Here is a 17,100-nt window from a genome sequence, read left to right as displayed (position 1 = left end):
GGGGGTGGGGAAGCGGCCTACAGTCCAGGACATCCCACCCTTTCTCCCTCACACCGCGGAGGTCTTCCGTGCTGCCGATACGCACATCCCGTCCCGCTCTCGCGGCCGTCGCGCTCGCCGTCTCCCTCACCGCCTGCACGGCCCAGGCGGCGGACGGCGGCTCGTCGGGGGCGGGGGCCGACGCCTCGCAGGCGCCGCCCGCGAAGGTGACGGTCGCGAAGAAGGAGGCCGGCAGCCCGGTCACCGTGACCGCGTCCGGCGGCACGCTCACGGCGGTGAAGGTCGTGGACGCCGACGGCGGGACCCTCGCGGGGCGTACGGGCGCGGGCGGTGCGAGCTGGGTCTCGGACCGCAAGGCGGCGCCCGGCACCTCCTACACGGTCGACGTGACGTCCCGTACGGCCGACGGCAAGGAGTCGACGACGCGGTCGTCGTTCTCCACGCCGGAGCCCGAGAAGGTCAACAAGGTGACCCTGGCCCCCGGCAAGAACACCACGGTCGGCATCGCGCAGCCGCTGTCCATCGTCTTCGACCTGCCGGTGACGAAGAAGGCGGACGTGGAGAAGCAGCTCAAGGTCACCACCTCGAACGGCACCGAGGGCTCCTGGGGCTGGGTCAAGGACCACTCGGGCCGGGACCGGGTCGACTGGCGGCCCCGGGAGTACTGGAAGCCGGGCACGAAGGTCACCCTCGAAGCGGACCTCGACGGCACGGACTCGGGCGGCGGCTGGTTCGTGCGGGACTACCGCACCGGCTTCACCATCGGCGCCGCGCAGATCGTCAAGGTCGACCTCGACAGCCACCAGTTGAGGGTGGAGCGGGACGGCCGGACGGTCCGTACGATCCCGGTCTCCGGCGGCACCCCCGGCGGCGACAAGCGGTCCTGGCGGGGCACGGCCGTGCTCATGGCGAAGGAGGGCACCATCAACATGAACTCCGAGACGGTGGGCCTCGGCGACGCCTACAACAAGGACGTCGACTACTCGATGCGGCTGACCTGGTCGGGCATGTACGCACACGCGGCCCCGTGGAACGCGGCGTACTTCGGCAAGGCCAACCACAGTTCCGGCTGCATCGGCATGAGCACCGAGAACGCCGCCTCCTTCTACGCCTCGGTCAACGTCGGCGACCCCTTCGAGATCAAGGGCCGCGAGACGAAGGGCACGGTGGCGGAGGGCAACGGCTACGGGGCGTGGAACCTGTCCTGGTCGGCGTGGAAGGCGAAGAGCGCGCTCGCCTGAAAGGTCAGCCCAGGGCCTTGCGCCGGTCCCGCATCTCCCAGACCAGGACCTCCGCGTCGGTCGTGGCGGTCAGTTCGGGTCCCCCGCTGTCGGTGATCCGGGCCGCGTCGCCGGGGCCGAGCTCCTCGCCGTCGAGCCGCACCGCGCCCCGCACCACGTGCGCGTACACGTGGTCGGCGGCCGGGAGCGCGGCCCGGGCCCCCGCGGTCAGGCGCTCGACGTGCAGGACCGCGTCCGCCGCCGGGAGGGCGTACGGGGCGCCGAGGCCGCGCACCACCTCGTACGAGGGGGCCCCGCCCGGTTCCAGCGGGGCCAGCCACATCTGGACGAAGGTGAGGGGGACGTCGGCGTCGTTGCGTTCGACGTGGCGGACCCCGGCCGCCGAGCCGAGGTGCTGGAGGTCGCCGGCGCGGACGACCGTCGTGTGTCCGGTCGAGTCGTGGTGGGTCAGCTCGCCCTCCACCACCCAGGTCACGATCTCGGTGTGCGAGTGGGGGTGCTCGTCGAAGCCGGCGCCCGGCGCGAGCCGCTCCTCGTTGACGGCGAGGAGCGCGCCGAAGCGGAGGTTGTCGGGGTCGTAGTGCGGCCCGAAGGACAGGGCGTGCCGGGTGTGGATCCCGGCCTCCGGGTCGCCCCCGGGGTACCGCTCGGCGGCGCGCTGGATGCGTATCACGGGGCCACGGTAGCCCTCGCCGCCGGCGAAACCGCCCCGACCCCGCATGCCGGCGTCCCGATAAGGCAGTCTTGTCCCCGTGCCTGAACCCGTGAACGCCCCCCATCCGCACGCCGCGACCCTGAAGCGCCTCGAACAGTCGTCCGGGCGGCTCGCCGCCGGCGCCATCGCCCGCATGGACGAGACGCTGCCGTGGTACCGCGCGATGCCGCCCGAGAACCGGTCGTGGATCGGTCTGGTCGCCCAGGCCGGCATCGCCGCGTTCACGGAGTGGTTCCGGCACCCGGAGACCCCGCAGGCCATCTCCACCGACGTCTTCGGCACGGCGCCCCGCGAGCTGACCCGCGCGATCACCCTGCGCCAGACCGTGGAGATGGTCCGGACGACCATCGAGGTCATGGAGTCGGCGATCGAGGAGGTCGCCGCCCCCGGCGACGAGTCCGTGCTCCGCGAGGCGCTGCTCGTGTACGCGCGGGAGATCGCGTTCGCCACCGCCCAGGTGTACGCCCAGGCCGCCGAGGCCCGGGGCGCCTGGGACGCGCGCCTGGAGTCGCTCGTCGTCAACGCGGTGCTGTCAGGGGAGGCCGACGAGGGCGCCGTGTCCCGTGCGGCAGCCCTCGGCTGGAACTCGCCCGACCACGTGTGCGTCGTCCTCGGCACCGCCCCCGACGGCGACAGCGAGCTGACCGTGGAGGCGATCCGCCGCGCCGCCCGGCACGCCAAGCTCCAGGTCCTCACCGGCGTCCTCGGCGACCGGCTCGTCGTCATCGCCGGCGGGAACGACAATCCGCTCGCCGTCGCGAAGGCGCTGATCGGGCCGTACGCGCCCGGGCCCGTCGTCGCCGGGCCCGTCGTCCCCGACCTGCTCGCCGCGACCCGGTCCGCGCAGGCGGCGGCCGCCGGGCTCAAGGCCTGCTCGGCCTGGCAGGACGCGCCCCGGCCGGTCCTGGCGGACGATCTCCTCCCGGAGCGCGCTATCGCCTCCGACCCTTCGGCGCGCGAGCAGCTGGTGGAGGAGATCTACAGACCGCTGGAGGAGGCCGGGTCTGCGCTGCTCGAAACTCTCAGTGTCTATCTGGAGCAGGCGAGCAGCCTGGAAGGCGCGGCCCGGATGCTCTTCGTCCACCCGAACACCGTGCGCTACCGGCTTCGACGTGTGACCGACGTCACCGGCTGGTCACCCTCCGATGTTCGCTCCGCGTTCACGCTGCGGATCGCCCTGATCCTGGGACGCTTGGCCGACGGAGATCCGCAGTCCTAGACTTTTGTCGAACACCAACAATTCCCCCGACGGTTCTTCGTCCTTGTCCCCACGGGCGCTCGAAGCCGTCCCCAAGAGAGAGTGTGAGGGTGCTCGTACTCGTCGCTCCCGGCCAAGGCGCCCAGACGCCCGGCTTCCTGACCCCCTGGCTCGAACTTCCCGGCGCCTCCGACCGCATCGCGGCCTGGTCCGACGCCATCGGGCTCGACCTCGCCCATTACGGGACGAAGGCGGACGCGGACGAGATCCGCGACACCGCCGTGGCACAGCCCCTCCTCGTCGCCGCCGGCCTGCTGTCCGCGGCCGCGCTCGGTGACGTCGCCCCCGGCGTCGTCGCCGGACACAGCGTCGGCGAGTTCACCGCCGCCGCGTTCGCGGGCGTCCTCGACGACACCGCCGCGCTGCGCCTCGTCCGTACCCGCGGACTCGCGATGGCCGAGGCCGCCGCGATCACCGCGACGGGCATGTCGGCGCTGCTCGGCGGCGACCCCGAGGTCACCGTCCCGCACCTGGAGAAGCTGGGCCTGACGGCCGCCAACGTGAACGGCGCCGGCCAGATCGTGGCCGCCGGCACGCTGGAGCAGCTGGCCGCCCTGGAGGCCGACAAGCCCGAGGGTGTCCGCCGGGTCGTCGCGCTCAAGGTCGCGGGCGCGTTCCACACGCACCACATGGCCCCGGCCGTGGCGAAGCTGGAGGAGGCGGCGCAGGAGCTGTCCCCGGCCGCCCCGGTCACGCGCTACGTCTCCAACAAGGACGGGCAGGTCGTCACCGACGGCGCCGAGGTCGTGGCCCGCCTCGTCGGCCAGGTCGCGAACCCGGTCCGCTGGGACCTGTGCATGGAGACCTTCCAGGAGCTCGGCGCGACCGCGCTGATCGAGGTGTGCCCCGGCGGCACGCTGACCGGCATCGCCAAGCGGGCCCTGCCTGGCGTGGCCACGGTCGCGCTCAAGACTCCCGACGACCTCGACGCGGCCCGTACGCTCATCGCCGAGCACGCGGCCGTCTGACAAGGAGTGTCGAGAAACATGTCGAAGATCAAGCCCAGCAAGGGCGCCCCGTACGCGCGGATCCTCGGTGTCGGCGGCTACCGCCCCACCCGGGTCGTGCCGAACGAGGTGATCCTCGAGAAGATCGACTCGTCCGACGAGTGGATCCGCTCGCGCTCCGGCATCGCCACCCGCCACTGGGCCTCCCCGGAGGAGACGGTCGCCGCCATGTCGGTGGAGGCCTCGGGCAAGGCCATCGCCGACGCCGGGATCAACCCCGAGCAGATCGGTGCCGTGATCGTCTCCACGGTCTCGCACTTCAAGCAGACCCCGGCCGTCGCCACCGAGATCGCCGACAAGATCGGCGCCGGGAAGCCGGCCGCGTTCGACATCTCCGCAGGCTGCGCGGGCTTCGGCTACGGCCTGACGCTCGCCAAGGGCATGATCGTCGAGGGTTCCGCGGAGTACGTCCTCGTCATCGGTGTCGAGCGGCTCAGCGACCTGACGGATCTGGAGGACCGCGCGACGGCCTTCCTGTTCGGCGACGGCGCCGGCGCCGTGGTCGTCGGCCCCTCGGACGAGCCGCACATCGGCCCCACCGTGTGGGGTTCCGAGGGCGACAAGTCCGAGACGATCAAGCAGACCGTCCCGTGGAACGAGTTCCAGGTCGGCGACGTCTCGAAGCTGCCCGTCAACGAGCAGGGCGAGATCAAGTTCCCCGCCATCACGCAGGAGGGCCAGGCGGTCTTCCGCTGGGCCGTCTTCGAGATGGCGAAGGTCGCCCAGCAGGCCCTGGACGCCGCCGGCATCACGGCGGACGACCTGGACGTCTTCATCCCGCACCAGGCCAACATGCGGATCATCGACTCGATGGTGAAGACCCTGAAGCTGCCGGAGCACGTCACGGTCGCCCGTGACGTGGAGACCACCGGCAACACCTCGGCCGCCTCGATTCCGCTCGCCATGGAGCGGCTCCTGGCGACCGGGAAGGCGAAGAGCGGCGACACGGCGCTCATCATCGGCTTCGGGGCGGGTCTCGTCTTCGCCGCGACGGTCGTTACCCTCCCCTAGGCACTCCGGTTCTCCGGAAGCCCGTACCCAAGCAATCACAAGAAGGAGCGCCACCATGGCCGCCACCCAGGACCAGATCGTCGAAGGCCTCGCCGAGATCGTCAACGAGATCGCCGGCATCCCGGTCGAGGACGTCCAGCTGGACAAGTCCTTCACCGACGACCTGGACGTCGACTCGCTCTCCATGGTCGAGGTCGTCGTCGCCGCCGAAGAGCGCTTCGACGTCAAGATCCCGGACGAGGACGTCAAGAACCTCAAGACGGTTGGCGACGCTGCCGACTACATCCTGAAGCACCAGGCCTGATTCGGCCCCTGCCGACTCGGTCCACACTGACTCGGTCCGCCACCCGGCGGTGGCGCCGTATTCCGACCATCACACACATGGAGAACGAATTCCTGTGAGCTCGACCAATCGCACCGTGGTCGTCACCGGTATCGGCGCAACCACACCGCTGGGTGGCGACTCCGCGTCGACCTGGGAAGGTCTTCTCGCGGGGCGCTCCGGCGTCAAGCCCCTGGAGGGCGAGCGCTTCGCCGAACTGCCCGTCCAGATCGCGGCCCTCGCCGCGGTCGACCCCGGCGACGTCCTGCCCCGCCCGCTCGCCCGCAAGCTGGACCGCTCGGCGCAGTTCGCGCTGATCGCGGCCCGTGAGGCCTGGGCCGACGCGGGCTACACCGCGCCCGCCGGCGAGGACGAGACCATCGCGCCCGAGCGGCTCGGCTCCGTCATCGCCTCCGGCATCGGCGGTGTCACCACGCTGCTCGACCAGTACGACGTGCTGAAGGAGAAGGGCGTCCGCCGCGTCTCCCCGCACACCGTGCCCATGCTCATGCCCAACAGCCCCTCCGCGAACGTGGGCCTGGAGGTGAACGCCCGGGCGGGCGTCCACACCCCCGTCTCCGCGTGCGCGTCGGGTGCCGAGGCGATCGGCTACGCCGTCGAGATGATCCGTACCGGCCGTGCCGACGTGGTCGTCGCCGGCGGTACCGAGGCCGCGATCCACCCGCTGCCGATCGCCGCCTTCGCCAACATGATGGCGATGTCCAAGAGCAACGACGAGCCGACGAAGGCCTCGCGTCCCTACGACACCGGCCGCGACGGCTTCGTGCTCGGCGAGGGCGCCGGCGTCGTGATCCTGGAGTCCGAGGAGCACGCGAAGGCGCGCGGCGCCCGCATCTACTGCGAGGTGCTCGGCCAGGGCCTGTCGGCCGACAGCCACCACATCGCGCAGCCCGAGCCGACCGGCCGGGGCATCGCCGCCGCGATGCAGAACCTGCTGGACTCGACGGACCTCAAGCCGTCCGAGGTCGTCCACCTCAACGCGCACGCCACGTCGACGCCGCAGGGCGACGTCGCCGAGATCAAGGCGCTGCGGAAGGTCCTGGGCGACGACCTGGACCACGTCGCGATCTCCGCGACGAAGTCGATGACCGGTCACCTCCTCGGTGGCGCGGGCGGCATCGAGACCGTCGCGACGGTCCTGGCGCTCCACCACCGCCTGGCCCCGCCGACGATCAACATCGACGACCTGGACCCTGACGTCGAGGCGGACATCGTCCGCGACGAGCCCCGCGAGCTCCCGCAGGGCACGATCGCCGCGATCAACAACTCGTTCGGCTTCGGTGGCCACAACGTGGTCCTGGCCTTCCGCACGGTCTGACACCCCCTCCAACGACGAGGCCCGCCCCCAGCACGGGAGCGGGCCTCCACCACACCCGCCGGACGGAGTCCGGCACAGCGCCCCGAAGCCCGCGAAGCGGCGCGAGGGACGCACGAGGAAGAGGCCAACTCGTTCGGCTTCGGTGGCCACAACGTCGTCCTGGCATTCCGCACGGTCTGACACCCCCTCGAACGACGAGGCCCGCCCCCAGCACGGGAGCGGGCCTCCACCACACCCGCCGGACGGAGTCCGGCACGGTGCGAAGGCCCATCCCCTGACCGGGGGTGGGCCTTCGGCGTGTCAGACCACCTGGTGGAGCCAGCGGACGGGGGCGCCCTCGCCGGCGTAGCGGAAGGGTTCCAGTTCGTCGTCCCAGGGCTTGCCGAGGAGCTTGGCGATCTCCGACTCCAGCTGGGTCTCGCCGTCCTTGGAGCGCGCGAGGGCGGCCCTCAGCCGGTCCTCGGGGATCAGGATGTCCCCGTGCATGCCGGTGACGGCGTGGAAGATGCCCAGGTCGGGGGTGGCGCTGTAGCGCTCGCCCTCGGCGGTGGGGCAGGGTTCCGCGGTGACCTCGAAGCGGAGCATCTGCCAGCCGCGCAGGGCGGAGGCGAGTCTGGAGGCGGTGCCGGTCTGGCCCTGCCAGGAGAACTCGGCTCTCCAGGTGCCGGGGGACGCCGGCTGGCGGATCCAGTCGAGCTGGACCCTCGCACCGAGGACACCCGCGACCGCCCACTCGACGTGCGGGCACATCGCGCGCGGTGCGGAGTGAACGTACAGGACTCCACGTGTCGTCACCGGGACCTCCAGTGTGGGACGAGGTTCGCCTTTTCCCAGCGGCCTCAGTAAACAGCATCAGGAGCAGAACGCCGCAAACCCTCGAAAAGGGGACAGCATGTGACGTGATGTAATTTACCGGAGCCGGTCGGCGAAGACACCTCTGGTTCGACGGGGGAAAAGCTACCGTGCCGCGCCGTCATCGGTGTGACGTACGGTCGGTCCGGGGGCGGGTGGACACGAAGCTTTCACCCGCCAGGACGCCGAAGGAGGGGCCGGGGATGCGCGGCCGACGCCGATTCCGTACCGCTGTCGCCGCCGCGACGGCCGCGCTGCTGTGCGGCGGGACGCTCTCCGGCTGCACGGCCGGAGACCCGGAGGCGACCCCTCCCGTCAGGACGGCCACGCCGAGGCCGAAGCCGCTCTGGGACGTCTCCCCCGCCTCCGTCGCGGCCGTCGGCGACTCCGTGACCCGCGCCTTCGACGCGTGCTCCGTCCTGGCGGACTGCCCGGAGGTGTCGTGGGCGACCGGGACGGACGCCGCCGTCAACAGCCTGGCGCTGCGGCTGCTCGGCCCCGAGAAGGTGGCCACCCGCAGCTGGAACCTGGCCCGGACGGGCGCCCGGATGGCGGAGCTGCCCGCGCAGATGGCCGGGGCGGCCGCGGAGAAGCCCGAGCTGGTGACGGTGATGATGGGCGCGAACGACGCCTGCCGGCCCACCCCGGACCTGATGACCCCGGTGGCCGATTTCCGTGCCGACTTCGAGTCGGCTCTCGCCCGGCTGCGGGCGGGCGCGCCGAAGGCGCAGGTGTACGTGGCGAGCGTGCCGGACCTGAAGCACCTGTGGTCGACGGGGCGGGTGAGCCCGGTGGGGCGCCAGGTGTGGAAGCTGGGGATCTGCGGGGCGATGCTGGCGGACGCGGAGGACCTGGGCCCGGCGGCCGAGAAGCGGCGGGCGGCGGTGCGGGACCGGGTGGTGGCGTACAACGAGGTCCTGGGGGAGGTCTGCGCGAAGGACGCGCGCTGCCGGTACGACGGCGGGGCGGTCTTCGGGTTCCGCTTCGACGGCGGGCAGCTGAGCCCCTGGGACTGGTTCCATCCGAGCAGGGACGGGCAGGCGCGGCTCGCGGAGCTGGCGTACCGGCGGATCACGAAGGAGTGAGGGACCCCGGGGCGGTTGTCAGGTTCCACCCCGGGGCCCGGTCGTGGGGGAGGTCAGACCTCCAGGGTGGTGGTCAGGCGCCCGTCCGTCAGGGAGTGGGCGGCGACGACCTCGTACGCGCCCGTGACGAGGGTCCAGTCGTTCTTCTCCTCGTCCCAGATCTCGAAGGCGCGGCGGGGCAGCGCGATCTCGGTCTCGACGCTCTCGCCGGGCGCGACCTCGACGTTCGCGAAGGCGGCCAGCCAGCGGGCGGGGCGCTCGACGCGGTCCGCCACGGGCGCCAGGTAGATCTGGACGGTCTCGCGGCCGGGCCGGTCGCCGGTGTTGGTGATCCGGACGGTGACCGTGTCCGGGGTCGCGGTCAGGGTGTCGTACGACCAGGTGGTGTAGCCGAGGCCGTGGCCGAAGGGGTACGCGGGGACGGTGCCGGCCTTGTCCCAGGCGCGGTAGCCGATGAAGACGCCCTCGCTGTAGCGCAGTTCGCCGTCCGTCGGGGTGACCTCGGTGACGGGGGCGTCGGCGAGGGTCACGGGCCAGGTGGTGGGGAGGCGGCCGCCGGGCTCCTCGGCGCCGGTGAGGACGTCGGCGAGGGCGGCGCCGCCCTCCTGGCCGGGGAACCAGCTGAGCAGGATCGCGGCGACGTCCTCGCGCCAGGGCAGCTCGACCGGGGAGCCGGCGTTGACGACGACGACGGTGTTCGGGTTGACGGCGGCCACGGCCCGTACGAGGTCGTCCTGGCGGCCGGGGAGGACGAGGTCCTTGCGGTCGAAGCCCTCGGACTCGACGCGCTCGGTGGTGGCGACGACCACGACGGCGGTGTCGGCGGCGCGGGCGGCCTCGACCGCCTCGGCGATCAGTTCGTCGGGGTCACGGCGGGGAGCGAGGTGGACGAAGGAGAACATGACGGCCGGCAGCGGGGCCGCGAACTCCTTGTCCAGGGTGTGCAGCAGGGAGACCTCGACGGTCTCGCCGGCGGTGAGCGCGACCTTGCCGCGCTCGACCGGGGAGCCGAAGAAGGCCTCGAAGGGGTCGGTCTCGGGGCCCAGGGCCTGTGTGCCCTCGTAGACGGTCTCGCCGGCGACGGTGAGGGCGAAGGCGCCGAGGCCGCGGGTGCCGAAGGCGTGCTCGCCGGACTCGCGCGGGGTGAAGGTGCCGATGACCTCGATGGAGGCGAGGGCCTCGTGGGTGACGCCGGCGGGGAGGTCGTCGCCGATCCACTGGACCTGGCCGTTGGGCAGGGAGCCCTCGCCGATGACGGTGCCGGAGGCGTCGCGGCAGCGGGCGCGGAGGGTGAAGCCCTGGTCGGCGGGGGCGAGTTCCTCGCTGGGGTCGGCGCCGACCGTGAAGGCGAGCGCACCGTCGGGCAGGGCGGCGGTGAGGCCGTCGAGCGGGGAGACGACGTGGTCGGGGAAGACCTGGGCGGAGCCGCCGCCGAGGACGCGGGCGTCGCGGGCGGCGGCGCCGGAGAGGGCGACGGTGGCGTTCTTCAAAGGCAGCGCGCCGTTCTCGTTGCGTACGAGGACGAAGCCGCGGTGGGCGATCTCGCGGGCGAGGGCGTCGCCGTCGATGGCGGCGGGGTGCTCGGTGACGACCGGCGGGGCGCCTTCGAGGGCGCCGACGCGGGCGGCGAGCCTCAGGACGTTGCGCACGGCGGTGTCGACGGCGGACTCCTCCACCTCGCCGGCGCGGACGGCGGCGGCGAGGGCCGGGCCGTAGACGGTGTCGGGGCCGGGCATGGCGACGTCGAGGCCGCCGGCGATGTCGGCGGTGGTGGAGCGGGCGGCCATCCAGTCGGAGACGTTGTAGCCGTCGAAGCCCCACTCGCCGCGCAGGACCTCGTTCACGAGCTCGTGGTGCTCGGTCATCGTCACGCCGTTGACCTGGTTGTAGGCGGTCATGATGCCCCAGGGGTGGGCGTTCCTGACGATGGCCTCGAAGGGGGCGAGGTAGAGCTCGCGGAGCGGGCGCGGGGCGATCCGGTTGTCGACGGTGAAGCGGTCGGTCTCGGCGTCGTTGGCGACGAAGTGCTTGACGGTGGTGCCGACGCCGCCGTCCTGGACGCCCTGGACGTAGCCGGTGCCGATGGCGCCGGTGAGGTAGGGGTCCTCGCTGTAGGCCTCGAAGTGGCGGCCGCCGAGGGGCGTGCGGTGCAGGTTGACCGTGGGCGCGAGAAGGACGTGGACACCCTTGCGGCGGGCCTCCTGGGCGAGGAGGCGCCCGGCCCTGCGGGCCAGCGCGGGGTCCCAGGTGGCGGCCAGGGCGGTCGGGGACGGCAGCGCGACGGACGGGTCGTCGGCGGTCCAGCGGACGCCGCGGACACCGATGGGGCCGTCGGACATGACCAGGGACTTCAGGCCGATCTCGGGCAGGGCGGGCAGGGACCACATGTCCTGGCCGGCGAGCAGCCGCGTCTTGGCGTCCAGGCCGAGCTTGCCGAGCGCCGCCTCGACGACCGTGTTCCTCACGGTCTCCGCGGTGTTCTCCGCCATGGCCGTACCTCCTCGTTGACGTGCCGATGACCCCGATGCGCCCATCGTGCACCCACCTACCTGTAGATCGGTAGGTGACGTTATGAGTCTGTTATCTATGGGTCATGACGAGGAGGTACGGTCCTGTCGGACGGACGAACCTGCGAAAGGGGGCCACGGCGATGGTGCGGGCCAGGAGCGAGGAGCGGCGCGCGGACATCCTGCGCGCCGCCCTCGAAGTGATCGCCGAGCGCGGCTACCGGGGCGCCACCCTCGGCTCCGTCGCCGAGCGCGTCGGGCTGACCCAGCAGGGGCTGCTGCACTACTACCCGACGAAGGAGGCCCTGCTCGTCGCGGTCCTGGAGGAGCGGGACCGCTGGGACACGAGCGGGGGCCGGGACCGCGAGGGCTGGCGGCTCGACCTCATGGAGTCCCTCGTCGAGTACAACGCGATGCGGCCGGGGATCGTGCAGACCTTCTCCGCTCTGCTCGGCGAGAGCGTCACCGACGGGCACCCGGCGCGGGAGTTCTTCACCGAGCGGTACACGCAGGTGCGGGCGAGCATGGCGGACACCCTGCGCCAGGAGTTCGGCGACCGGCTGCCCGGCGGGCTCACCCCGGAGCGGGCCGCGCCGCTGATCACGGCCGTGATGGACGGCCTCCAGTACCAGTGGCTCCTGGACCCGTCGGCGGTGGACATGCCGGGCGCCTTCCGGGACTTCGTACGACTGCTGTACGGGAGCGACGCCCCGGCCTAGGGCCTGCCTTTCGGATCAGGCCCTAGCGGGCGATCGCCCCCAGGTCCTCGCCGAGCAGGGCCGGGTCCTCGGTCAGGGCCGCGTGGACGGCCTCCAGGACGGGGAGCTTCGCCGTCGCCGTGGCCAGGGCGACGTCCTTCGCGGCCAGGGCGACCGGGAAGTGCGCGCCGGTGGCGGTGGCCCGGGCGACCGCGCCCGCGAGGGGGCCCGCGCCGAGGGTGCGCAGCGCGAGCTCGCGGGGCAGGCCCAGGGAGCCGGCGAGCGTGAGGGCCTCGGCGACGACGGCGACCCCGCCGATGGCGGCGTTGATGAGGACGAGCTTGAGGGCGGCGCCCGTGCCGGGCCCGCCGCAGGGCGTGACCGTGCCGAGCAGGTCGAGGACGGCGGTGACGGGCGCGGTGTCGCCGCCCGCGAGGATCAGCAGCTCGCCGGCGGCCGCCCGGTCGACGCTGCCCATGACGGGCGCGTCGATCAGGGTGACCCCGTCGGGGATCCGGGCGGCGAGGGCGGCGACGGTCTCCGGGCCGACGGTCGAGGTGTCGATCCAGTGGACGCCGGGGCGCAGCGCGGGGATCAGCTCGTCCGCGACGGCGAGGGCGGCGGCGGGGTCCGCGAGCATCGTGACGACGACGTCGGCGTCCCGGGCAGCCTCGGCGGGGGTCGCGGCGCGGACGGCGCCGTCGGCGACGAGGGCGTCGGCCTTGGCGGCCGTGCGGTTCCAGACGGTGAGCGGGTGTCCGGCGTCGAGGAGGCGGCGGGCCATGGGCAGGCCCATGGATCCGAGGCCGAGGAAGGCGATCTTCTGCGGGGTGTTCTGCGAAGTCTTCTGCGAGGACGCGGTGTTCTGCATGTCCTCGACGCTAGGCCTGGCCCTCGCATGCGACAAGCGACTGTCTAGCATGGTTGCCATGTCCACCCCGCATGGCTTGTACGAAGCGTTCCTCGCCGTCGCCCGGGAGGGGTCCTTCACCGCCGCCGCCCGCGTCCTCGGGTACACGCAGTCCGCGGTGTCCCGGCAGATCCAGGCCCTGGAGGACGAGACCGGCGCGCCCCTGTTCGAGCGGCTGCCGCGCGGGGTGCGGCCGAGCGAGGCGGGCCGGGTGCTGCTGCCGCACGCGGAGGCCGTGCGGGACCGGCTCGCCCTGGCGCGGGCCGAGTTGGCGGCGCTGCGCACCCTGGACGGCGGGCTGCTGCGGCTCGGCGCCTTCTCCAGCGCGGGCGCGGCGCTCGTACCCCGCACCCAGGCGGCGTTCCGGGCACGGCATCCGGGGGTCGTGGTGACCCGGGTCGAGGGGCCTTCGGTCAAGCACCTGCGGCTCGTCGCGGCCGGCGAGGAGGACCTGGCGGTGGTCAGCCCGGCGTCGAGCGGTCCGGCACCGGAGGGGGTGACGCTCCATCACCTCCTGGACGAGCCGATGCTGGTGGCCCTGGAGCGCGGGCATCCGTACGCGGAGCGGCGGGACCTGCGGCTCGCGGACCTGGCCGACGAGGAGTGGATCGTCGCCAACGAACGCCTGGAGGACACCCTGTTCCGGCCCGCCGTCGCCGCCGGGTTCCGGCCGCGCACCGGTCTGCTCGCGCTCGACTGGATCGCCAAGCTGGGCGCGGTGGCGGCGGGGCTCGGCGTCACCCTCGTACCGGCGCTCGCGGCCACGTCCGTACGGCCCGACGTGGCGCTGGTGACGATCCACCCGGACGACGTGCCGTACCGGGCGATCTGCGCCGCGACCCCGCCGGTGCCGACGGTGGCGGCCACGGCCTTCCTGGCGCTGCTCCAGGAGACGGCGGAGGACCTCATCCCTTCCGACTAATACCCCCTACCCACTCTTGCCCCTTACACCGGGGCACGGGATGATGGCGGTCATGATCGTCGCAGCCACCCAGTTCACCCCGGCCGCCGGGGACATCGACGCCAACGTCCGTACGATCGCCGGTCTGGTCCGGGCGGCGGGGGCCGAGGGGGCCCGTGTGGTCGTCTTCGCCGAGCTCTGCCTGACCGGGTACGAGCCCTCCCTGATCCGGGACACCCCCGGCCTGGTCCTGACCGAGGACGACCCGCGCCTCGAACCCGTACGGGAGGCGTGCCGGGCCGCCGGCGCGGCGGCCGTGGTCAACGGGCCGGTGAGGAAAGGCGGTTCGGGCTTCGGGATCACCACGCTCGTGATCGGTCCGGACGGCTCGCTCCTCACCCGCTACGACAAGCAGCACCTGTACGGGGTCGAGGCGGAGGTCTTCGAACCGGGCCCGGGCGACGGGCGGTTCACGCTCGACGGCGTCCGGTTCGCCCTGGCCACCTGCTACGACAACCGCTTCCCGGAGCTCGCCGAGCGGGCGGCCACCGACAACTGCTCGGTTTATCTGGCGAGTTCGGTGCTCTCCGCCGACAACGACTCGTTCGAGAAGGTGTATCCGGTACGGGCCCGGGACTTCGGTCTGTACGTGGTGCTCGGGAACGTCCTGGGGTCCAACGAGGACGGGGTGGGCTGCGGCCTGGCCGGCGCCTGGGGTCCGGACGGCGGGCGGATCGCGGACGCGGGTCCCGAGGAGCCCGGGTTCGTCCTCGCCGAGGTGCGCTGAGCACACGGGAAGGGCCGGACGGTCGTGGGACATACGACCGTCCGGCCCTCCGGGGGCGCCGTCAGGGAACCCCCGGTCCGCGACGCCGCCCCGCCCCCGCCATGGGGCGCTCATCCCCTGGCGGACGGGGAGCGCGTCCCCCTTACGGGGCGCTCAGGCCCAGCGTGTACGCGCCGGAGCCGCTGTACGCGTGGACCACGTACCGGTAGTAGCCCGCGGTGCCGTAGTAGCTGGTGTCCTCGTTCGCCGTCGCCGTGCCTCCGACGGCCACGTCCACCCAGCTCGACCCGTTCCACTTCTGCAGGTACAGGTCGAAGTCGGTGCCGGCCGGACCGCGCAGGCAGCCCACGTGGGTGCCGGAGGTCGCCGAGTAGTAGTACGAGCCGTCGGGCTGGGCCGCGGCCTGGCCGGAGGTCAGGCTGCCCTGGTAGGTGTACTCGGCGTTGTCGCAGCCGGTCGGCGGGGTCGTGGTGCCGACCGACAGCTGGTAGGTGACCGTGTGCGTGGCGGAGCCCGTACCGGTGACGGTGATCGGGTACGTGCCGTTGGCGGTGCCCGCCGCGACCTGCACGGTCATCGTGGACGAGGACCCGGAGGTCACCGAGGAGGGGCTGAAGGAGACGGTGACCCCGCTCGGGGCGCCGCTCGCGGAGAGCTGCACGCTCTGCGCGCTGCCGCCGGTGGTGGAGGTGTTCACCGTGGAGGTGACGGAGGCACCCGGCTGGACCGAGCCCGAGGACGGGTTCAGGGCGAGCGAGAAGTCCGGGGTGCTGGTGCCGCCGCAGTCGGTCTCACCGGACTGGGCCGGCACGCCGACCGCGTTCCAGGCCGCCTTCACGGCGTTGCACTCGGCGCTGCCGTAGGTGTTCTTGGCACTGGTCAGGGTCGCCCTGCGGGCGGCGAGGTGGTTCCAGGAGGAGGTCTTCATGAGCAGGGCGCCCATGAAGATCTTGCCGGCCTTCTGGATGCCGATGCCGGTCACGGAGGACGGGCCGCCGGAACATATCGGGCTGCTGGGCTTGCCGCCGCCCGGGTTGGAGCCCTCGGCGAGCAGGTAGAACCAGTGGTTCTGCGGGCCGGCCGCCGCGTGCACCTCGGTGCCGGAGGTCAACTGCGGATAGCAGTTCGGGGCGTTGTCGGCGAGCGAGGGGTTGTACATGTAGCGGATCGGCTTGTTGTCGCCGAGGAAGTTCAGCTTCTCGCCGACCGTGTAGTCCGGGGTGTCGTTCGGGTTGTTGGCGTAGTGCTCGGTGAGCGCGCCGAAGATGTCGCCCGTCGACTCGTTCATGCCGCCGTTCTCGTTGGACGAGCCCGAGCTGCCCGGCGTCTTGTCGAAGATCTCGTGGCCGTACTCGTGCGCCACGACGTCGATGCCGGTGAGCTGCATCGTGCCGCCCTGGTTGCGGCCGTACGTGGTCTTCGTGCCGTCGTAGTAGGCGTTGACCTCGCCGAGGCCGGCGCGGGCCGGGACCATGCCGCCCTGCCCGTTCTGGCCGTTGTAGCCGAACCACTCCTTGACCATGGAGTTTTCCTTCTGCGCCGCGTACATGATGTCGACGCAGGCGGTCACCAGGTCATTGGCGGTGCCGTTGCCCCACGGCGAGGAGCCCGTGTAGGCGCCGCCGCTCTGCCCGCCGCACTGGAAGCCGCCGCGGGAGGAGTCGGTCATGGAGTTCGCGGCGGTGTCGATGGTGACGTTGCCGTTGTGGTAGCCGCGGCCGTCGGCGTCCGAGACCTTGTCGGTGGCCCGGGCGATGGCCCCGGTGCGCGCGTCGACATAGGTGGCGAGGGAGCTCGGGGCGCCGGTCGCGGTCCGGCCGACGACCAGGGTGTGCCAGGTCAGGACGGCCCTGCCGCCCTTGAGGAGCACGGTCAGCTCCGGGGCGCTCGCGCTCTCCACCGAGGCCAGTTGCTTCCGGGCGGTGGCGAGGGCCGCCTCGGCCGTCACCTTCGCCTTCGTGGAGAGTCTGATGGCCGGGGCGGGAGCGCCGGTGACCTCGCGGACCTTGCCGGAGCTGTCGGAGACGACGACCGCGTCGCCGCCGACGACCGGGAGGCCGCGGTAGGTGCGCTCGTACGAGGCGTAGTACAGGCCGTTCGTCCAGGGGGTGACGGACGTCCGGACGAGGTCCTCGTCGGCGCCGTGCCGCAGCTCGTCGAGGCCGCTGCTCGCGGCCTTGTCGGCGGCGGCGAGGGCGAGCGCCTTGCCGTGGCCCGGCGGTACGGGCTGTGCCTGCGGGGTCGCCGCGGTCGCCGGTCCGGCGAGGGCGGTCGCGAGGCTCGCCGAGAGCGCCAGGGCGGCCACGGCCGCCGTGAGTCTGGTCGGGTGCAACGTCGTGCTCCGTTCAAGGGTGGGGGAGACGGATCGTCGCGCCGAGTATGGGCGTGGACATGGCCAGTTCGGGACATCTCATCCGGCATAAGACGCGGGTTATGGTGCAGACCAGGCCCGCTGCGTACGCTGCTG

The 17,100-nt window shown here is 72.5% G+C and carries 15 protein-coding genes; 10 read left to right on the top strand and 5 right to left on the bottom strand.

The window, feature by feature from the left end; all coding sequences use genetic code 11:
• Window positions 1–68: 68 nt before the first annotated feature.
• Window positions 69–1,241: an Ig-like domain-containing protein gene (locus ACFYX3_RS13780; RefSeq protein WP_389012273.1), complete on the top strand. Its 1,173-nt coding sequence runs from the start codon at window positions 69–71 to the stop codon at window positions 1,239–1,241.
• Between the two features lie 4 nt (window positions 1,242–1,245).
• Here ACFYX3_RS13780 and ACFYX3_RS13775 read toward each other — a convergent pair whose 3' ends face one another.
• A complete protein-coding gene (locus ACFYX3_RS13775) occupies window positions 1,246–1,962 on the bottom strand; it encodes a pirin family protein (RefSeq protein WP_389012270.1) in 717 nt (238 codons plus the stop codon).
• Window positions 1,963–1,993: 31 nt separating this feature from the next.
• On the opposite strand from ACFYX3_RS13775, the gene fasR reads away from it, so the two are divergent.
• The 5 genes from fasR (at window position 1,994) to fabF (ending at window position 6,893) form a co-directional block, all read left to right on the top strand.
• Window positions 1,994–3,175 (top strand): fatty acid biosynthesis transcriptional regulator FasR, encoded by a 1,182-nt coding sequence (gene fasR / locus ACFYX3_RS13770; RefSeq protein WP_389012267.1) that lies wholly within the window; start codon window positions 1,994–1,996, stop codon window positions 3,173–3,175.
• 89 nt (window positions 3,176–3,264) lie between these two features.
• Window positions 3,265–4,182 carry an ACP S-malonyltransferase gene (locus ACFYX3_RS13765; protein WP_389012264.1) on the top strand — a complete coding sequence of 306 codons (918 nt, stop codon included), beginning with the start codon at window positions 3,265–3,267 and terminating at the stop codon, window positions 4,180–4,182.
• Window positions 4,183–4,200: 18 nt separating this feature from the next.
• On the top strand, window positions 4,201–5,232 hold the full coding sequence (locus ACFYX3_RS13760; RefSeq protein WP_389012261.1) for a ketoacyl-ACP synthase III: 1,032 nt from the start codon (window positions 4,201–4,203) through the stop codon (window positions 5,230–5,232).
• Window positions 5,233–5,287: 55 nt separating this feature from the next.
• The gene (locus tag ACFYX3_RS13755; RefSeq protein ID WP_015033413.1) at window positions 5,288–5,536 is read left to right on the top strand and encodes an acyl carrier protein; all 249 of its coding nucleotides are present in this window, start codon (window positions 5,288–5,290) and stop codon (window positions 5,534–5,536) included.
• Between the two features lie 94 nt (window positions 5,537–5,630).
• Window positions 5,631–6,893, top strand: coding sequence for a beta-ketoacyl-ACP synthase II (fabF, locus tag ACFYX3_RS13750; RefSeq protein WP_376594738.1), 1,263 nt, complete (start codon window positions 5,631–5,633; stop codon window positions 6,891–6,893).
• Between the two features lie 300 nt (window positions 6,894–7,193).
• On the opposite strand, the gene ACFYX3_RS13745 is transcribed toward fabF, so the two are convergent.
• Window positions 7,194–7,688, bottom strand: a complete 495-nt coding sequence (locus ACFYX3_RS13745) for a DUF3145 domain-containing protein (RefSeq protein ID WP_376594102.1) — start codon at window positions 7,686–7,688, stop codon at window positions 7,194–7,196.
• Window positions 7,689–7,948: 260 nt separating this feature from the next.
• On the opposite strand from ACFYX3_RS13745, the gene ACFYX3_RS13740 reads away from it, so the two are divergent.
• Entirely contained in the window at window positions 7,949–8,830 is an 882-nt protein-coding gene (locus tag ACFYX3_RS13740; protein ID WP_376594104.1) for an SGNH/GDSL hydrolase family protein, read from the top strand.
• 53 nt (window positions 8,831–8,883) lie between these two features.
• On the opposite strand, the gene ACFYX3_RS13735 is transcribed toward ACFYX3_RS13740, so the two are convergent.
• A complete protein-coding gene (locus ACFYX3_RS13735) occupies window positions 8,884–11,319 on the bottom strand; it encodes a beta-glucosidase (protein ID WP_389012255.1) in 2,436 nt (811 codons plus the stop codon).
• A gap of 161 nt (window positions 11,320–11,480) precedes the next feature.
• Between ACFYX3_RS13735 and ACFYX3_RS13730 the strand changes: the two genes are divergently transcribed.
• Window positions 11,481–12,056, top strand: coding sequence for a TetR/AcrR family transcriptional regulator (locus ACFYX3_RS13730; protein ID WP_376594107.1), 576 nt, complete (start codon window positions 11,481–11,483; stop codon window positions 12,054–12,056).
• A 22-nt stretch (window positions 12,057–12,078) separates the two neighbouring features.
• Here the strand turns inward: ACFYX3_RS13730 and ACFYX3_RS13725 are convergent, their stop codons facing one another.
• A complete protein-coding gene (locus tag ACFYX3_RS13725) occupies window positions 12,079–12,957 on the bottom strand; it encodes an NAD(P)-dependent oxidoreductase (protein WP_389012253.1) in 879 nt (292 codons plus the stop codon).
• Here ACFYX3_RS13725 and ACFYX3_RS13720 point away from each other — a divergent pair.
• Together ACFYX3_RS13720 and ACFYX3_RS13715 are read left to right on the top strand one after the other, a co-directional pair.
• Window positions 12,956–13,867 (top strand): LysR family transcriptional regulator, encoded by a 912-nt coding sequence (locus ACFYX3_RS13720; RefSeq protein ID WP_389012250.1) that lies wholly within the window; start codon window positions 12,956–12,958, stop codon window positions 13,865–13,867. The two genes, ACFYX3_RS13725 and ACFYX3_RS13720, sit on opposite strands and share 2 nt — an antisense overlap.
• Before the next feature lie 52 nt (window positions 13,868–13,919).
• Window positions 13,920–14,633 carry a carbon-nitrogen hydrolase family protein gene (locus ACFYX3_RS13715; RefSeq protein ID WP_389012247.1) on the top strand — a complete coding sequence of 238 codons (714 nt, stop codon included), beginning with the start codon at window positions 13,920–13,922 and terminating at the stop codon, window positions 14,631–14,633.
• A 142-nt stretch (window positions 14,634–14,775) separates the two neighbouring features.
• Here the strand turns inward: ACFYX3_RS13715 and ACFYX3_RS13710 are convergent, their stop codons facing one another.
• Window positions 14,776–16,965: a M4 family metallopeptidase gene (locus ACFYX3_RS13710; protein WP_389012245.1), complete on the bottom strand. Its 2,190-nt coding sequence runs from the start codon at window positions 16,963–16,965 to the stop codon at window positions 14,776–14,778.
• Window positions 16,966–17,100 lie beyond the last annotated feature (135 nt).

The organism is Streptomyces sp. NPDC002463, from assembly GCF_042889835.1.
Classification (GTDB): domain Bacteria; phylum Actinomycetota; class Actinomycetes; order Streptomycetales; family Streptomycetaceae; genus Streptomyces; species Streptomyces nymphaeiformis.
The sequence above is the reverse complement of the archived record's forward strand: the minus strand, read 5'-3'. Positions and strand labels throughout refer to the sequence as shown.

Excerpts from the sequence above, each read along its gene's own strand:
- ACFYX3_RS13735 (WP_389012255.1), bottom strand. The coding sequence starts at position 11,319 with ATGGCGGAGAACACCGCGGAGACCGTGAGGAACACGGTCGTCGAGGCG.
- ACFYX3_RS13720 (WP_389012250.1), top strand. The coding sequence starts at position 12,956 with ATGGTTGCCATGTCCACCCCGCATGGCTTGTACGAAGCGTTCCTCGCC.
- ACFYX3_RS13715 (WP_389012247.1), top strand. The coding sequence starts at position 13,920 with ATGATCGTCGCAGCCACCCAGTTCACCCCGGCCGCCGGGGACATCGAC.
- ACFYX3_RS13730 (WP_376594107.1), top strand. The coding sequence starts at position 11,481 with ATGGTGCGGGCCAGGAGCGAGGAGCGGCGCGCGGACATCCTGCGCGCC.
- ACFYX3_RS13775 (WP_389012270.1), bottom strand. The coding sequence starts at position 1,962 with ATGCGGGGTCGGGGCGGTTTCGCCGGCGGCGAGGGCTACCGTGGCCCC.
- ACFYX3_RS13740 (WP_376594104.1), top strand. The coding sequence starts at position 7,949 with ATGCGCGGCCGACGCCGATTCCGTACCGCTGTCGCCGCCGCGACGGCC.
- ACFYX3_RS13760 (WP_389012261.1), top strand. The coding sequence starts at position 4,201 with ATGTCGAAGATCAAGCCCAGCAAGGGCGCCCCGTACGCGCGGATCCTC.
- ACFYX3_RS13725 (WP_389012253.1), bottom strand. The coding sequence starts at position 12,957 with ATGCTAGACAGTCGCTTGTCGCATGCGAGGGCCAGGCCTAGCGTCGAG.
- ACFYX3_RS13755 (WP_015033413.1), top strand. The coding sequence starts at position 5,288 with ATGGCCGCCACCCAGGACCAGATCGTCGAAGGCCTCGCCGAGATCGTC.